Genomic DNA, 15,830 nt, shown 5'->3' with positions numbered 1-15,830 from the left:
GTATGTGTCGATCACAAATGTTGTGTACGACATAAATCTGTAGGAGCGAGGCTTGCCCGCGAAGGCGATTTGCTCGGCGCTGCACATTTCAATGCTGCGTCACGATCTCCTCCAGATGATCCATGATCGTATCCGGTTTCAGCACCAGCACATCGCTCTCCACCGCATCCAGCACCACTTCCGCCGTATTACCGATCAGCGCCCCTGACAACCCGGACCGCGCGACCGTACCGATCACGGTCACCGACGCCTGCAGCTTGTGGGCCATGTACGGAATCAACACATCCGCCGGGCCTTCGGCGATATGCAGGTGTTCATCATCTATATCGAACTCGGCCTGAAACGATTTGCACTGTTCGCGATAGCGCGCCTCGATGGTTTCGCTGAGCTGCAACGTCGGGTCGGCTGACGACAGCATCGGCGATGGATGGGCGCTGATCACGTGCAGGTGAGCCTTGGCCAGGCTGGCGATGTCATAGCCGTGATCGATGATGGCGGCGTGCAGCGTACGGTGTTCGGCCTCGGTATTACCGACGTCGATCGCCGCGAGAATGACCCCGCCCGACCAGGGTTTCGAGGTTTTGACCAGCAGCACCGGCGTCGGGCAGTAACGCAGCAGTTTCCAGTCTGCCGGGGTGAGCAGGGCTTTTTTCAGCGAGCTGTCGGGGTAATGCTGTTTGACCACCAGCCCGCAACCTTCAGCCTGCTGCACATCGACGATGGTTTCGTGCAGGCTTTCGTTCCAGGCCTGCTCGGTGGTGACGCTGTAGCCGTCCTCCAGCAGCGCGGCCTTGAGCACGCCCAACATGGCGCTGTGGTCATGCTTGCGGTCGCAGACCAGCAGATGCAGATGAGCCTGGGTCACGCCGGCAATCAATTTGGCCCGTTTGAGCGCCAGGCTTTCCGAGTGTTCAGGTTCGAGGACCACCAGAATGCTGCGAATGGCTTGCATGATCGGGATCTCCAGGGTGTAAAAAATACTGCGTTGGACAACTATAGTTGCTGGCCGGGCATTCGGGACTTGATGCATATCAACGGTCGCGACTGGTGGTCTGCCGACAGGCCGGTATAATCGGCGCCCTTCGATTTGAACCTCTTATCCGTGAGCCCCATGATCCTTCCCGAAATTCACGAGTTCCTCGGCTGCCGTACCCCCGATGGCTGGGTTCAGGCCGCGCTGGCCGATCAGGAAACCCTGCTGATCGATCATAAAAACTGCGAATTCAAGGCGGCCAGCACGGCGTTGAGCCTGATTGCCAAGTATCACTCCCACGTCGATCTGATCAACCTGATGTCGCGCCTGGCCCGGGAAGAGCTGGTGCACCACGAACAGGTCATGCGCCTGATGAAAAAGCGCAAGATCGAGCTGCGTCAGCTGTCCGCCGGGCGTTACGCCTCGGGCCTGCGCAAAGTGGTGCGGAGCCACGAGCCGGTCAAACTGGTGGACACCCTGGTGGTCGGCGCTTTTATCGAAGCCCGCAGCTGCGAGCGTTTCGAGGCACTGGTACCGCATCTGGACGAAGAATTGGGCAAATTCTACTTCGGCCTGCTGAAAAGCGAGGCCCGGCATTTCCAGGGTTACCTGAAACTGGCCTACCAGTACGGTGACGCCAAGGACATCGCCCAGGTGATCGACAAGGTCCGCGCCGCCGAGCAGGAGCTGATCGAGTCGCCGGACGTGGAGTTTCGTTTCCACAGCGGTGTGCCAGCCGCGGCTTAGCGGCTCAAACCCAGGCGCTCATGCCACTCGGCGATGGACTCTGCGGGATAGACGTCGAACTGCTGATCCCCGGAGTGTACCTCGACTTCCACCCACGGCGCCTTGGAGCCGAGCATCAAATGCGTGTGTTCCGGCGGCACCGGCAGTGGTGTATCGATGGCAGAGGCAAACGGGTGAATCAGCTCCGGCCATTGCGGGCTGAACAGCCACAAACCTGAGCCACAGAGAGAACAGAAATGCCGCTCGGCGGTGCTGCTATGGGCACGTTTTTCGCCTTCGTCCTTGAGTCGCGCATGGTAAATCGCGATGTGCTTGCGGCCGCGCACCTTCAGGCTGCCGGCATCACCACCCAGGTTGATCGTATAACCGCCACCGCCCTGGGTCTTGCGGCAGATCGAGCAGTAGCAACGCTGATACGGGTAGGGGTGGGCGCTGGTCAAACTGAACGACACCGCGCCGCAATGGCAGGAACCTTCGAGCTGCATGGGAACCTCCGACAGGTCTGAAACTTACCCCAGACAGCCTAGACCTTCAGCGCCCCTCGACCGGTACCGGCTTTGTAAACACTGAAGATCAAATGTGGGAGCGAGCCTGCTCGCGATGAACGATAACGCGGTCCCGCTGGACGCCCACCTATGGCCGGGGCAGCATGGGCGCCTTCCTATTGGAGCCTTTGCCATGCGACGACTGCCTTCTCTGGCCGCACTCAGAACCTTCGAATGCGCCGCCCGCCACGCCCATTTCGGTCGGGCAGCGGCGGAGTTGTGCGTCACCGACAGCGCGGTCAGTCATCAGATTCGCCAGCTCGAAGAGCAATTGGGCGTGTCGCTGTTCGTCCGCGAAGGCCGGCAGATTCGCCCGACGATGGCCGCCGGGCGCCTGATGCAAAGCTTGCAGCAGGCCTTCGAACTGATCGGCGATGCTTGCGATGAGCTGCGTGACCCATCATCGCTGGCGGTGTTGCGCCTGGCGGTGACTGCCGAGTTGGCGCAAAAGTGGTTGATGAGTCGCCTGACTGATTTTTACGCGCGCTATCCGCACATCACCTTGCACCTATACGAACAACCGATCGACGCCACGGCGCCGGGCGAAGACATCGACTTGGCGATCACTTACGGCACCGGCCCGGTGGACAGCAGCGCGTACTTCGTCAGGCCCTTGCCGGCGTTGCAGTTCTTCCCGGTGTGCAGCCCCGGTCTGTTCAACCAGGGCACGTTGAAAACCCCGAAGGATCTGGCGCGTCATTGCCTGCTGCACGACGATCAGGACGGCAAGACCTGGACCGCCTGGCTCACCAGCCATGCCGGCGATCAGCGCCCCGAACGGCAGCTGTATTTCGCCCACGCGGGTTTGGCGCTGGAAGCAGCGGCTCAAGGCCAAGGTGTGGCCATGGGCGATAACTTGACCGCGCAGGAGGATTTGCTCAGCGGTCGCCTGGTCCGGCCGTTCACCTCAAGCATGACTGCACTCGGCCAATATGCGCTGGTGTGCGAGCGGGTGAGGCTGGAGCGCCCCGCGGTGGCGCAGATGCTGGAATGGTTCAACGATCAGCTGGTCGATTGATGAGTTTAATTCAAGTATTCCGAAATAATCATCGTTGGCGGGGAGGGCGCCGGCGACCTTAGCCTGTGGTCATTACAATCCCCGCTGATGAGGTTTGACCATGGCACGTTTGCTCGACTCCACCCCCAAACACGACGGTTTCCGCCTGCCCGGCGAATTCGAAACCAAGTCCGGTTGCTGGCTCGGTTGGCCGGAGCGTACCGACGTCTGGCGCAATGGTGCCAAGCCTGCGCAGAAAGTCTGGGTGCAGATCGTCACCGCCATTTCCCACAGCGAACCGGTCACCGTATGCGCGTCCGCCTCGCAGTTTGCCACTGCCCGCCGCCAGTTGCCGCCTCAGGTGCGCGTGGTGGAAATGACCTGCAACGACACTTGGTTCCGCGACAGTGGCCCCTGCTTTGTGGTCAACGACGACAGCGGTGAGGTGCGCGGCGTGGACTTTGAGTTCAACGCTTACGGCGGCCTCGATGGCGGCCTCTATTACCCGTGGGACAAGGACGATCAGATCGCCAGCAAAATCCTCGAAATCGAACGTTTCGACCGCTACCGCGCCCCCCTGATAGCCGAACTGGGCGGTATCCAGAGCGACGGCCAGGGCAGCATTCTGACCACCGAACAATGCCTGCTCAACCGCAACCGTAACCAGCACCTGGGCAAGGACGAAGTCACCCGGCGATTGACCGATTACCTCGGCGCCGAGCAAATCATCTGGCTGCCACGTGGCTGCAAGTTCGACGAAACCGATGGCCATGTCGATGACCTCGCGTGCTTCGTGCGCCCCGGTGAAGTGGTGCTGCAATGGACCGACAATCGCGATGACCCACAATGGGAAATCTACCAGGAGGCCTACGACATCCTGCGCAGCACCCGCGACAGCCGTGGCCGCGAGTTGATCGTGCACAAGCTGCCGCAACCGGACGTGCTGGAATGGACCGCTGAAGAAGCCGAAGGCCTCGATCAACTCGACAGCACCCACGTCCGTCAGGCCGGGACCAAAATCTGCGCGTCGTACATCAACTACTACGCCGGCAACACCTCGATCGTCGTGCCGCTGTTTGGCGATCGTCACGATCAGGCGGCACAGGCGACCCTGGCCGAATTGTTCCCGCAGCACACAATCGTCGGCATCGAAAACTCTCGGGAAATCCTCCTCGGCGGCGGTAACGTCGCGTGCGTCACCATGCCGCAGTACGCCGGCAGCGCCTGCAACAAAAAGGGAGTTTGATCATGGGCCTGCACAAACTGACTCAAGCATTGCTGCTGGTGCTCGCCCCCCTGTGTGTGCAGGCCGCCGACACCGTAAAACCGGTGGTCAATCTGTACATCTGGGGCGAGTACCTGGCCCCGGACACCCTGACCAATTTCGAAAAGAAAACCGGCATCCACGTGGTGGCTGATCACTTCGACTCCCTGGAAACCGTCGAGACCAAACTGCTCACGGGTCGCAGCGGCTATGACCTGGTGCTGACCGCGGGTCAGCATCTGTCCCGGGCGATTCAGAGCGGTGCGATTCAAACGCTAAACCCGCAACAGCTGCCACATTTTGCCGGCGTGGGTGACGAGTTCCGCCAGCACATGGCCGTGTTCGATCCGGGCAACCGCTACGCCGGGATCTACGCCTGGGGAACCACCGGCGTCGGCTATCAGGAGGAGGCGATCAAGCAGCGCCTGCCCGACGCACCACGGGACAGTTGGGCGATGCTGTTCGACCCGGCGGTGGTGTCGACATTTGCCGATTGCGGGGTCAGTCTGCTCAACGATCCCAATGAGGTTTTCGCCGCAGTCATGAAGTACATGGGGCTGGACATCAACCGCCAGAACCTCGATGACCTGAAACGGGCCGAGCAGCAACTGGCGAAGATTCGGCCCTACATCCGCTATTTCGACAATGACCTGAACATCAGCGACCTGGCCAATGGCAACACCTGCCTCGCCATGTCATGGAACGGCAACGTAGCCATCGCCGCCGGGCAGGCTGAGGCTGCAAACAAGCCGTTCACGCTGAGTTATCGGATACCGAAGGAGGGCACGTTGATCTGGTTCGACGCGATGGTCATTCCCAAGGATGCGCCTCATCCTCAGGCGGGGCTGGCGTTGATGGATTATCTGATGACGCCGGAGGTGATTGCGCCGATCACTGACACCATCCATTACGCCAATGCGATTACGGCGGCGGACGGCTTGATTGATCCGGCGATTCGCAATGATCCGGGGACCTATCCGTCGGCTGAGGTGAGGGCTTCGTTGTATAGCAAGAATGACAATGGGAAGGCGTTCAATCGGGCGTTGATTCGGGCGTTTAGTCGGTTGAAATCGGGGTTGTGATTTGGGTACGGTGTTCGGCATGACAAACACCCCTCACCCCAACCCTCTCCCCAGGGGGTAGAGGGGGCTGACCGAGTTGTTTTTCGGGATGCTGCGACCTGTTACTTCCGGGTGAATGTAGATTTCAAGAGCGATGGAGATCTGCTCCCTTACCCCTCTTCCCCTCTGGGGAGAGGGTTGGGGTGAGGGGTGGTTTCGGCACCCGCCACAAATACCACGCCGCCACCGTCCGATAAGGACACCACGCCAACCCGATCTCAATCATTTGCTTGCGCGTCGGCTGCACCTCCAACCCCTTGAGCCGTCGAAACCCCTCACGCACGCCAAAGTCATCGGCCGGCAAAATATCCGGCCGTTCCAGGCTGTAGATCAGCAACATCTCAACCGTCCAGCGCCCAACTCCGCGCAAGGTAATCAACCGCTCAATCAGCGCCTCATCATCCATTGCCAGCGCCGTAGCGTAATCCGGCACCACACCGTCCAGCGCCGCTTGGGCAATGCCCTGAATGGTCGCGATCTTGCTGGCGGAAAAGCCGCAACTGCGCAGTTGATCGAACTCAGTCGCGACAATCTGTTCAGGCCGCGGGAACCCGCCCGTTCCAAACAACGCCAGTAGCCGACCGACAATCGCATCCCCGGCCTTGGCATGCAGTTGCTGGTAGGCAATCGCCCGCACCAGCGACTCATAAGGGTCGCGGGCCGCATGGGGCTGATGCAGGCAAGGGCCGATGGCGGCGATGTGGCGACGCCAATCTTCGTCGATGGCCGCCAGGAACTCAGTAGCGGCCAGGTAGGTATCGGGCATGGAGGTCAAACTTTCCCGGTCGGCGCCAACAAGGCGTTAACTTCCCCGTAAGTGAGGGCCTTGAGGTGGCTACTGTCGAGCTTGCCGGTTTCCAGAAAGCTTTTGGCCAGGGATGCCATGGCACCATAAAGAAACTCGGCGATACCCGAACCTGCGCTCAAACGGCGTACGCCGAGCGCTTTCAGCTCGTCGGGCGACGGTAGGCCGGGGCGCCCGAGCACGTTCACCGGCAGCGAGATGCCTTGGCACAGCGCAGCGATTTCGTACTCTGCCGTGACGCCGGCCGCGAACAACCCATCGGCACCGGCCGCCTGATACAACGCGGCGCGCTTGAGCGTCTCTGCGACTCGATCTTCGGCAGGCACCAGACTTTTAAGGTACACATCGGTGCGGGCATTGATGAACAGCTTCACATGGCGGCGATCGGCAACCTTGCGAGCGATTTCAATCTTGCGCGCCAGCAGTTCGGGCGGGGAAGCGCCGTCCTCGATGTTGATTCCGACAGCCCCGGCGGCAATCACCGCATCAATGACGTCGGCAACCCGTGTCAGGTCATCGGAATAACCGGCCTCGATGTCCACGGTCAATGGCACCGAAATCACTCGAACGATGGACTCGACCGTTGATATCAGGCGCTCAAGGGGCAGGGCATTGCCATCCTGATAACCGTGAGCCCAGGCCACCGCCGCACTGCTGGTGGCAACGGCTTTGCTGCCCAGTTGCTCAACGATTCGCGCGCCGGTGGCATCGGCGACGTTGGTGAGAATCAGCAGGCCGTCCTGGTGCAACTGGTGAAATTGGTTGTCGAGCGTGTCCATCGAATGTCCTTCCTTATGACTTTTTGAGAAACCTGCGAGTAATCAGAACGCGAGTTGTTGCGTGATCTGCACCGCTGCTTTTTCCAGCCTTAACAAGAACGCCTTGCGCGGTTGTCCTCCACCATAGCCGGTCAGAGAGCCGTCCGCACCGATCACCCGGTGACAGGGCAACACAATCGCCAGACGGTTGTGCCCGTTGGCCAGGCCCACGGCACGACTGGCGCCGGGTTTGCCCAAACGCGCCGCGATGGCGCCGTAGGTGCTGGTCTGGCCGTACGGGATTTTCGCCAGTTCGGCCCAGACCTGCCGGGCGAAATCGCTGCCGGGCAGGTGCAGTGGAACGTGGAATTCGGTCAGTTTTCCGGCGAAATACTGCGCCAGCTCCTGTTCGATTTGCTGCAAGTGTCCGTTGTGCCCCGGCGCCACGGCATAGCCATAGCGATTCTGCAGCGCTTCGACTTCCTTGGTCAGCGCTGGCCGATCAAGAAACTCCAGCAGCACCAGCCCGCGTCGTTCGGCCATGGCGATCATCGGCCCCAGCGGTGTGGTCAGGCGAGTGAACAACAGCGGCTCACTGTTGGCGGCGCGGCCGGGTGTGATGTGGAAGGACTTTTGAAACGCATCGCGAAACCCGCTCAGGGACTCGTAGCCCGAGTCGAACGCCGCGTTGTCGATGGAGTCGCCCTGTTTGATCCCGCCCAACGCCATGCCGAGGCGTCGAGTGCGCAGCCAGGCATGAAAGGTCATGCCGAAATGCTGCTTGAACCAGCGTCGCAACTTCAGCGGCTCGATGCCTTCGGCCAGCAACTGGGCATCGGTCCAGCGCTGGTCGGGATCGGCGTCTACCGATTTCAGCAGCCGCTGCACCCAGTCCGGCGCAATGGCCGCAGCGTCCAGCGGCTTGCAGCGCAGACAGGCGCGGTAGCCGGCCGACATGCACTCATCGGCATGGGCGAAGAACTCGACGTTCGCAGGTTTCGGCTTGCGCGCCGTGCAGCTGGGGCGGCAAAAAATGCCGGTGGTTTTGACCGCGGTAAAGAACACCCCTTCGTAGGCGGTGTCTCGTTCGAGCATGGCGCGAACCATCTCGGCGTGGGGCGGAAGCAAAGCGTTTTGTAGGTTCATGGGCTGAGCATAAGACGCGTCGCCTATCGTCTCCACCGGAAAATCGACAGAGAATTCCACAGACCCCACACCTCAGGCCCGCCGCGCCATCAGCAACACCGAAGCCGCCGCCGACAACAATCCCGCGCAGCAACGATTGAATATCCGCTTGCCTCTGGGTTCGGCGAACCAGCGGCGCATGTGCAGGCCCATGTAGGCGTAGGCGCCGATGGCAATCCATTCGAGTACCAGGAACAACGCGCCCAACACGGCGAATTGCGGCGATACGGCTTGGGTCGAGTCGACGAACTGTGGCAGGAACGCGGTGAAGATCAGGATCGCTTTCGGATTCCCGGCCGCCACCAGGAACTCCTGCCGCGCCAACGCCAGCATCCCCACCGGCGCGCCCGCCACCACGTTTTCCGCCCCGGGATCTGCTCGCCACAATTGCCAGGCGAGGTAGAGCAGATACGCCGCCCCCAGAATCTTGATCCCGTAGAACAACAACTCCGACGTTTGCAGCACCACCGCCAGCCCCGCCGATGCGAGGGCGATCATGCCGGCGAACGCGAGCAACCGACCGATCCCGGCAACACAGGCGATGCGATAGCCGTAGCGGGTCGAGTTGCTGACTGACAACAAGTTGTTCGGGCCGGGCGCCATGTTCAGGGCGAAGCAGGCCGGAAGAAACAAGGTGAGGGTGGCGAGGTCCATGAACGGGGGCTCCGAGGAACGAGAGCAGTATTTTTATCACGAAAGGGCAGTGGCCTGGCCCGTACAGCGGGGGATGCAAATGGCCGTACACTTGCGCTGGCGAATGGGTGCTTTGTGCTCTTCCAAATCCCCCCTACGCAGGACGCGGTGCTTCAACAGGCGGGGTGCCGTCGTGAAACATCGTCTTCAGTTGAGCACGCAGTTCTGGTGAATCGGTGTGCTTGTGAACACTGACCGCATGCTGTGCGGCGGCCTCGAGCAGTTCGTTTTCAGAGTCTGCGGACAGCGCGACCGAGCATTTGGAATCGCTTGGAAACTCGCGGCAGTCGATGTATTTACGCGCCATGATCTTCTCCTCCTTACGATGAAAGCAGGCCGTGGCCTGCGTGAACGATCACCTCGACGCGCACGATTGCATGTCGCATCGAGCGTGCCGACTCTTGAAGTATAGGCCCGCCACAAGGCGCATCGTGACCGGCTTGCAACGGCTAAGTGTTCAGACCTACCGAATGTCGGGTTCGTGGCCGACCACTACAGTGGTGGGGCGAGGGGTGTTTTCTTCAATACATCGTTCAGGCGCCTCATTACCTTGAGGTCTGGTTCAACTGAATTGAAGAAGGTATGCAATGAGTCTGATTCTTTCCATGGCGGCGTTTGCCCTGGCGGCTTCCATTACACCCGGCCCGGTGAACATCGTGGCGTTGAGTTCGGGTGCACAGTTCGGCTTTCGCGCCAGTCAGCGGCATGTGGCGGGGGCGACTCTGGGGTTCGTGCTGTTGTTGGTGCTGATGGGGTTGGGGTTGCATGAAGTGCTGAAGCTGTGGCCATTCATGACTCGAGTGGTGCAACTGGCGGGGGTAGCGTTTCTGCTGTTCATGGCCTGGAAACTGGCCATCGATGACGGGCGTCTTGATGCGAAAGAGTCAGGCCGGGCGCCGTCGATGCTCTACGGCGCGGTGATGCAATGGCTCAACCCCAAAGCCTGGTTGGCCTGCGTGGCGGGGATGGGCGCGTTCGTCGCCGACGGCGAGGCCCGGCTGGTGTGGCAGTTTGCGGCGGTGTACCTGGTGATTTGCTACTTGTCGGTGGGTTGCTGGGCGTATGCCGGGACGTTTTTGCGCGGCTACCTGAGCAACCCGGCCGGGATGCAGCTGTTCAATCGGGTGATGGCGTTATTGTTGGCAGTGAGTGCAATTTACCTGCTGCTGCCTTGAGTGCCACCAAAATCCCTTTGTGGGAGCGAGCCTGCTCGCGATAGCGGAGTGTCAGCCAACAACCATGTTGAATGTTAAGCCGCTATCGCGAGCAGGCTCGCTCCCACAAGGGTTCTGCGTTGATTTGCAGGCCTGCTGTATTAGCCCACTAATGTCAGGCCAGCCCGCTCAAGGCATCTTCGGATGCTTTGCCGAGCGCGTTGAATCGCCCCTTGCGCAGTTCCGCGATGGCGTACACCGCGCGGGCGGTGCGCCCGTTGCCATCGACAAAACTGTGGTAACCGAGCATTGCCCCCAGCATTTGCTTGGCAAAATGCTCATTGGCCGGATCCAGTGCTGTCGCGTGTTTTTCCAGCAGTGCCGCTCCTGAAACGTTGGACGGGTAACGAGCCTCACCGGTAGGGCTACGCAAACCGCCAGCATCCCTTGGTGCGATTCGGCGATGAAGCTCAGCGTAGATCAACGGGTCATTCAGCCGCTTGCTGTTGGCGCTGTATTCGAGCAGCAGGTTTTTTACGCTATCCAGCTCGTTTCGAGAGCTCGAGGCGTTGAGGATCCAGGCGGTGGCGCGATCGGTGCTGTCTGTCAGGCCGCCAGGATTGAATTTCACCTCGTCCAGGACGCTGTCGAAGGGTGCCTTGCCCAGATCCTTTGCAATCAGTGTGTTCTGGTGGGCCTGCATGAACGTCAGGTTTTTGAATTCGATCTGCAAAGTGGTATCGAACAGCTCCGGCAATGTCGTGTGGTCGCCGAACTGATGCAGATTGGCCAGGTTGTACTTTTGCGCCTGTTGCTTCACGAGACTCTCGACCACCTGCGGATCCAGCACTTTCTTGAGCGACTGTACCGTGTCGGACTTGAGCGCAATATCGGCCAGAGTGTTTTCAAGTAAATGCGCCAGCTCCTGTTCAGGGATGTTGCCCAGCAGTTTTGCGTCATTGGCATGCAGACCCCGAAGTATCTGCTCCGCGTTTTCGATAAGGTCGCTTTTGAACAGCGCACGGCCATGGCCCACTGCGTCCAGCGACATACGGATCTGCGAAGCCGAGCCAGTGTGATCGATGGCCTTGAGCAGGTTGTAGCTGTTCGCGCCGGTCAAATAGCGCAGCTGCTGCCTTGCCTGGCGCGAGGTGGAGAGGGCATGGCCGCTCAGTTTCGAAACGCCTCGGCCCAGCAGTTTGCCGCCGCCCTTGAGCAACTGCGGCAACCCGCTTAGCGGGTTGAACAGGCTCAGGGTCGTGCCTGCCAATACCCGAGATGCAGAAAGCAGTCTGGTGGCCATGGTCGCGGCTTTGGTGCTGACGGCGACAATTTTGACAGGCGCGGCCGCAAAGGTGAGTGCCAGCACTGCAGCGTCCACGATGCAGTCGAAGATAGCGGCCCCCTGCTTTTTGGCGTCCCCTGAGGAAAGTCCTTCCACGCACCCCTTGAACGGAATGATCAGATTGAGAATGGTGTCGAAAATGGCTTCGGTCTTTTCAATCGCTTTTTCCCGTTTGGTCTGATGGAGACCCAACTGGCGAATCTCGTCTTCGGTGATGTATGGATTTTTTTCAGCAATAAGCTCGCTCAGGGCTTCCTTGCGTCGAGAGCGGAAGTGGGGTGTCGGATATTCCGCATCTGCGTCCCCGGTCGGTGCTCCCAGCTCACCGATCTTGCGGATGTACACCCTGGAATTGACGTTATCCCTAGGTGCAAGGTTTTGCAGGTAAGCCTGTATGTCGATGGAGACGTTTTCGAGTTTTTTCTTATCGACGAATTTGGTCTCGAGGCGAAAGTAGTCTCCGGATACAAGCGGGTCGAAGATGTCTTCGAGGTTCGGGTTGTATCGACACTCCATCCTCAATGGAAACAGTTCAAAGCATTTGATTGTGTTCGAATACTGCGCGCTGATGATAACGCCGTAACGACCCGTTTCCCCCGGCAAATACGTTGCCGGGCTGATGCCGTGGCGGCCGGTTGTTCTGGCGGGCCTGAAGTTCATCTTCTGAACGCAATAAATACCTAGAGCGCCGTATTCAATGAACGTGGCATCCTCCCGGTGCAGTTGTGAAAGTGCTGCCTGGATATTGCTGGCCAGTGCTGCAGTTATTACGCTGAAGTGGTTGTAAATGGCGGGCTCATAAAGCTCGGCAACGGGAAACAGTTCATTCAGTCCCGGAAACGATTTATAGATACTGATGCCTCTGATGCGATCCCAATCCTGAGTGTGAAGCTCATCACCCATATAAAGATCGAGCACCGACACTTTCCGACCACCTCCGCCGCCGCTGCCACGGTGTTTGACCAGTAGTTCATTGGGATCACAATCCGGGACTTCGGATTTCAGCTCGTTCAAAGCGAGCTGTTTTCGGTCGGGCAGAGGTCTGGAAAATGCTTCGGCGGCACTTAGCATCTTGTCGACGTATTGTTGGTATTCCTGCGTAGCGCGGGTGATCGCTTCCTGGCTCACGGTGCCTTCGGCATCGCGCATGATAAGTCCGTTCATCCATGCCCAAGTGACCACCGGATCAACCGAACTGGAGGCATGCAACGATGCCAGTGGCGACGTAACTTTCGCGGATTGCCCGAACCCCATCAGGTGTTGATACGTCATTTTGCGGGTTGCGCCTGGAATCAGCGCTTCGACGAAATGCACAGCTTGAGTGCCGACCACCCAGGCTGGCGTGCCCATTTGCAGTCCCGACGGCCAGTCGGCAAACAGGTATTCCGGTGCCATGCCGCCCAATACCCACTCTGCCACCAGCGGCGCGAACAGTTTATTGAGGTTCAGGCTATCGATCAGATGCTTTTCCAGTTGTGATCGTACATAGGATGGATGCCGCTTGAAGTGGCGTTTCGAGTAAAGGTCGAAACCGGCGAAGTGTGTGTTGGCAACGTCGAGGCTTGGGTCGAGGTCAAGCAATAGCGCGGCGATTAACAGTTGTTCCACAAGCTCTGGTGTCGGCTTTGCTTCATCCTCTTCGGCGAACCAGCCCAATGCATCGAGGTAGCCTTGTGCTTGCCCGGAGGCCCAGACTGCGATTTCGATCAATCTCTGTATGCGATAGTCCGTGCTCGTAGGGAAACCGTCCGCCGAGGCGCTTTCAAGTATTAAATGTACGCCGAAGATATCCACCAACGAGGTGTCTCCCCCGGTGAGATCAGCGGTCACTTGGCGAATGATTGCGCGATTTTTTTCATTGAGCTTGAACGGCGAATCGTCAGGGGCGTCCAGGAGTTCCCAGTAGTTCCCGTACTTGGGGCGCTCGGGCAATGTCGAAAAGTTGAGCAGGTCAAGCAGGCTTCTGGTGTCTTGTTCGTTGTCCGGTACTTGCAGTCCCTGGAAGCGCAACCATTGACCGACCACAATTTCGTCCCCCGAAGTAATCCACCCGCCGGCCAACTTGGCCATGTTGGCCAACAGCCTGAGGTCGTTGTCGAAATTTGCCAGGCCGGCGACATCGGCCGTGATATCCCTCGGAGAAATATAAGCCGTGGCCGGACGATCGTTGCTGCCGATCAAATTCCGATAGGAGAAATAGAGACGACCACGGTCATCAACCAGGAAAATCGCATTCGGCGGTATGGCGCGTCGATTGCGTACCGTCAGAAATCCGGAGTGCTGGATAAGTATGGCTAAGGACACTTTGGCGGTGCGATGAGTCTGGTCAAAAAGGGTGCCTTCCGCACAGGAAGTAAGGATTTGGTTCCATGCCCAGCCGAGATGTTCAATGGCATATTCATTGCCAATGAAGTCAGTGATTGTCTTTGCTGTTGCTTGCTTTTGAAGTTCGTTTGCGGAATGGGAAGATCGGTTGTCTTTCGAGTACATCGTTGAAAATCCATATTCTGATGGTTGAATAAAATTTCTTGTAGCAAACAGTCGTTAAATAAATAACTGTTGTGAGGCAGGTTTAAGTTGCGAGAGTAAAGGATGGCAGTGCGAAGAGTGGCTAAGCATTCATATACCAAGTGTTTCTCGAGTGATGCGAGGTGTAGTAGTTTCGCTTGTTTTGCGGGACTGGCCGTGCTGTTTGATATAGATATGTATTTCTGTCTGATTATGTATTTGCCTGACGTGTCCCGAATGAATACCAGGCGGCAGGCATTGGATAATCTGGAACTGGCGGCCGACGCGGCTACATTTATCGGTTTGCGTTGGTCACCCGCGATACTGCCCTGGTGTCGCCGCCAGATGCTGTTTGAACGCACGCTGAAAATGCGCCTGATCGGCAAACCCCGCTTCCAGCGCCACATCGGCGATCAGCTTGCCGCTGCGCAGTTGATCGCGGGCGAACTGGATGCGTCGGTTGACCAGAAAGGCGTGGGGCGTCATGCCGTAATGCTGCTTGAACGCGCGGATCAGGTAGGACGGCGATAGCTGAGCAGCCTCGCAAATAGCTTCGAGCTTGAGCATTTGCGTGCAGTGGTCGCGGATGTAATCGGCCGCCCGTTCCAGTTTGAAATTGGGCTCGCGCGGTGGTTGATCGATCGGATTGAGCCGCTGCTGCAGGTCGGTGAAAAACTCCACGGCCGCGCTTTGCTTGCGCAGCACGTCTTGCTGCGAATCGACCAGCACGTCGTACAAACCTTTCAGGCCGGCAAACAGGTCGCTGTCGTGAGTGTGGGTGATGGAAAACCGGCGAAACGCCAAGTCCTGGCTGAAGCCGAGCTGATGCTGCAAATCGGTCAACCAGGGTGTCTCGACGTACAGCATCAGGTACGACCACGGTTGGTCATCGATGGGATTGCAGGCGTGGACATCACCGGGATTCATCAGCACCACGGTGCCGGCATTGACCTGAAATTCCGATTGCTCGTGGAGATAGGTGCTGCGCCCGGCCGTGATCGCGCCGATGGAAAAGTGCTCGTGAGAATGCCGTGAATAGCAGACTTCGCGGCCGTCGGCGATGGAACGGGCTTCGATGAAGGGCAGGGCGTCGTCGCGCCAGAAGCGCGGGGCTTTGTCAGCGTCTTTGGCAACGGTGGGCTTCATTGTCAGCGTCCTTGGCGGGTCAGAGCCGGAGTGTATTAGCTCTCGCCGTTAAAGGCCCGCTGCAAGGCGGCGATGTTGAGTTTTTTCATCTGCATCATGGCTTGCATGGCGCGCTGGGATTTTGTGGTGTCAGGGTCTTTCAACATGTCCATCATTGCGACCGGCACGATCTGCCAGGACAAGCCGAATTTGTCCTTGAGCCAACCGCACTGCTCGTTCTGTGGATGGGCGGACAGCGCCCCCCAGAAATGGTCGACTTCGTCCTGGGTCTGGCAGTTGACCTGAAATGAAACTGCTTCACTGAACTTGAAAACAGGGCCGCCATTGAGGCCCGTCATAGGCTGTCCGTCGAGTTCGAAACTGACCGTCAACACCGAGCCTTCCGGCTGGCCATGAACCTCCTGACCGGCTTTGCCGTAGTGAGTGATGGCGGTGATTTTCGAGTGATCGAAGATCGAACAGTAAAACTTCGCCGCCTCTTCGGCCTGATTGTCGAACCAGAGGCAGGGCGTGAGTTTTTGAACGCGTTGCATGGCGTAGCTCCTCTACGGATTACTCAGGCTGGACTTTCAGCGTAGTCAGCTTCGGG

The 15,830-nt window shown here is 58.9% G+C and carries 15 protein-coding genes; 5 read left to right on the top strand and 10 right to left on the bottom strand.

The features are described 5' to 3' along the window. Nucleotides 1-88: 88 nt before the first annotated feature. Entirely contained in the window at nt 89-952 is an 864-nt protein-coding gene (locus tag ACYZT5_RS09610; RefSeq protein ID WP_462050881.1) for a universal stress protein, read from the bottom strand. A 159-nt stretch (nt 953-1,111) separates the two neighbouring features. Between ACYZT5_RS09610 and ACYZT5_RS09605 the strand changes: the two genes are divergently transcribed. Then, nucleotides 1,112-1,720, top strand: a complete 609-nt coding sequence (locus ACYZT5_RS09605) for a MiaE family protein (RefSeq protein WP_046032069.1) — start codon at nt 1,112-1,114, stop codon at nt 1,718-1,720. On the opposite strand, the gene ACYZT5_RS09600 is transcribed toward ACYZT5_RS09605, so the two are convergent. Further along, nucleotides 1,717-2,205, bottom strand: coding sequence for a GFA family protein (locus ACYZT5_RS09600; protein ID WP_462050880.1), 489 nt, complete (start codon nt 2,203-2,205; stop codon nt 1,717-1,719). The genes ACYZT5_RS09605 and ACYZT5_RS09600 overlap by 4 nt on opposite strands. Before the next feature lie 193 nt (nt 2,206-2,398). On the opposite strand from ACYZT5_RS09600, the gene ACYZT5_RS09595 reads away from it, so the two are divergent. From ACYZT5_RS09595 to ACYZT5_RS09585, 3 genes are all read left to right on the top strand, one after another. Continuing rightward, nucleotides 2,399-3,283: a LysR substrate-binding domain-containing protein gene (locus ACYZT5_RS09595; protein ID WP_462050879.1), complete on the top strand. Its 885-nt coding sequence runs from the start codon at nt 2,399-2,401 to the stop codon at nt 3,281-3,283. Between the two features lie 100 nt (nt 3,284-3,383). Then, complete coding sequence (gene aguA, locus ACYZT5_RS09590) at nt 3,384-4,508, top strand: agmatine deiminase (protein WP_462050878.1); 1,125 nt, start codon at nt 3,384-3,386, stop codon at nt 4,506-4,508. Nucleotides 4,509-4,510: 2 nt separating this feature from the next. Further along, nucleotides 4,511-5,608 (top strand): extracellular solute-binding protein, encoded by a 1,098-nt coding sequence (locus tag ACYZT5_RS09585; RefSeq protein ID WP_462050877.1) that lies wholly within the window; start codon nt 4,511-4,513, stop codon nt 5,606-5,608. Nucleotides 5,609-5,732: 124 nt separating this feature from the next. On the opposite strand, the gene ACYZT5_RS09580 is transcribed toward ACYZT5_RS09585, so the two are convergent. The 5 genes from ACYZT5_RS09580 to ACYZT5_RS09560 form a co-directional block, all read right to left on the bottom strand. Continuing rightward, the gene (locus ACYZT5_RS09580) at nt 5,733-6,413 is read right to left on the bottom strand and encodes a DNA-3-methyladenine glycosylase family protein (protein ID WP_462050876.1); all 681 of its coding nucleotides are present in this window, start codon (nt 6,411-6,413) and stop codon (nt 5,733-5,735) included. 5 nt (nt 6,414-6,418) lie between these two features. Then, on the bottom strand, nt 6,419-7,231 hold the full coding sequence (locus ACYZT5_RS09575) for an isocitrate lyase/PEP mutase family protein (protein WP_462050875.1): 813 nt from the start codon (nt 7,229-7,231) through the stop codon (nt 6,419-6,421). Between the two features lie 42 nt (nt 7,232-7,273). Further along, entirely contained in the window at nt 7,274-8,356 is a 1,083-nt protein-coding gene (locus tag ACYZT5_RS09570) for a bifunctional transcriptional activator/DNA repair enzyme AdaA (RefSeq protein WP_462050874.1), read from the bottom strand. Nucleotides 8,357-8,428: 72 nt separating this feature from the next. Then, complete coding sequence (locus ACYZT5_RS09565) at nt 8,429-9,049, bottom strand: LysE family translocator (protein WP_462050873.1); 621 nt, start codon at nt 9,047-9,049, stop codon at nt 8,429-8,431. Nucleotides 9,050-9,182: 133 nt separating this feature from the next. Next, complete coding sequence (locus tag ACYZT5_RS09560; RefSeq protein ID WP_008074349.1) at nt 9,183-9,395, bottom strand: DUF1059 domain-containing protein; 213 nt, start codon at nt 9,393-9,395, stop codon at nt 9,183-9,185. A gap of 280 nt (nt 9,396-9,675) precedes the next feature. Between ACYZT5_RS09560 and ACYZT5_RS09555 the strand changes: the two genes are divergently transcribed. Continuing rightward, complete coding sequence (locus ACYZT5_RS09555) at nt 9,676-10,263, top strand: LysE family translocator (RefSeq protein WP_462050872.1); 588 nt, start codon at nt 9,676-9,678, stop codon at nt 10,261-10,263. 154 nt (nt 10,264-10,417) lie between these two features. Here the strand turns inward: ACYZT5_RS09555 and ACYZT5_RS09550 are convergent, their stop codons facing one another. The 3 genes from ACYZT5_RS09550 to ACYZT5_RS09540 all read right to left on the bottom strand — a co-directional run bounded on the left by ACYZT5_RS09550 (nt 10,418) and on the right by ACYZT5_RS09540 (nt 15,774). Continuing rightward, entirely contained in the window at nt 10,418-14,077 is a 3,660-nt protein-coding gene (locus ACYZT5_RS09550; RefSeq protein ID WP_462050871.1) for a hypothetical protein, read from the bottom strand. Nucleotides 14,078-14,407: 330 nt separating this feature from the next. Further along, on the bottom strand, nt 14,408-15,241 hold the full coding sequence (locus ACYZT5_RS09545; protein WP_462050870.1) for an AraC family ligand binding domain-containing protein: 834 nt from the start codon (nt 15,239-15,241) through the stop codon (nt 14,408-14,410). 35 nt (nt 15,242-15,276) lie between these two features. Continuing rightward, entirely contained in the window at nt 15,277-15,774 is a 498-nt protein-coding gene (locus tag ACYZT5_RS09540; RefSeq protein WP_462050869.1) for a VOC family protein, read from the bottom strand. Nucleotides 15,775-15,830: the final 56 nt, after the last annotated feature.

The sequence above is a fragment of the Pseudomonas sp. LB3P14 genome (genome assembly GCF_054898045.1).
This window is presented reverse-complemented; position numbering and strand designations above follow the sequence as displayed.

Coding starts and splice junctions, on each gene's coding strand:
- ACYZT5_RS09610 (WP_462050881.1), bottom strand. CDS start 952: ATGCAAGCCATTCGCAGCATTCTGGTGGTCCTCGAACCTGAACACTCG.
- ACYZT5_RS09605 (WP_046032069.1), top strand. CDS start 1,112: ATGATCCTTCCCGAAATTCACGAGTTCCTCGGCTGCCGTACCCCCGAT.
- ACYZT5_RS09600 (WP_462050880.1), bottom strand. CDS start 2,205: ATGCAGCTCGAAGGTTCCTGCCATTGCGGCGCGGTGTCGTTCAGTTTG.
- ACYZT5_RS09595 (WP_462050879.1), top strand. CDS start 2,399: ATGCGACGACTGCCTTCTCTGGCCGCACTCAGAACCTTCGAATGCGCC.
- aguA (WP_462050878.1), top strand. CDS start 3,384: ATGGCACGTTTGCTCGACTCCACCCCCAAACACGACGGTTTCCGCCTG.
- ACYZT5_RS09585 (WP_462050877.1), top strand. CDS start 4,511: ATGGGCCTGCACAAACTGACTCAAGCATTGCTGCTGGTGCTCGCCCCC.
- ACYZT5_RS09580 (WP_462050876.1), bottom strand. CDS start 6,413: ATGCCCGATACCTACCTGGCCGCTACTGAGTTCCTGGCGGCCATCGAC.
- ACYZT5_RS09575 (WP_462050875.1), bottom strand. CDS start 7,231: ATGGACACGCTCGACAACCAATTTCACCAGTTGCACCAGGACGGCCTG.
- ACYZT5_RS09570 (WP_462050874.1), bottom strand. CDS start 8,356: ATGAACCTACAAAACGCTTTGCTTCCGCCCCACGCCGAGATGGTTCGC.
- ACYZT5_RS09565 (WP_462050873.1), bottom strand. CDS start 9,049: ATGGACCTCGCCACCCTCACCTTGTTTCTTCCGGCCTGCTTCGCCCTG.
- ACYZT5_RS09560 (WP_008074349.1), bottom strand. CDS start 9,395: ATGGCGCGTAAATACATCGACTGCCGCGAGTTTCCAAGCGATTCCAAA.
- ACYZT5_RS09555 (WP_462050872.1), top strand. CDS start 9,676: ATGAGTCTGATTCTTTCCATGGCGGCGTTTGCCCTGGCGGCTTCCATT.
- ACYZT5_RS09550 (WP_462050871.1), bottom strand. CDS start 14,077: ATGTACTCGAAAGACAACCGATCTTCCCATTCCGCAAACGAACTTCAA.
- ACYZT5_RS09545 (WP_462050870.1), bottom strand. CDS start 15,241: ATGAAGCCCACCGTTGCCAAAGACGCTGACAAAGCCCCGCGCTTCTGG.
- ACYZT5_RS09540 (WP_462050869.1), bottom strand. CDS start 15,774: ATGCAACGCGTTCAAAAACTCACGCCCTGCCTCTGGTTCGACAATCAG.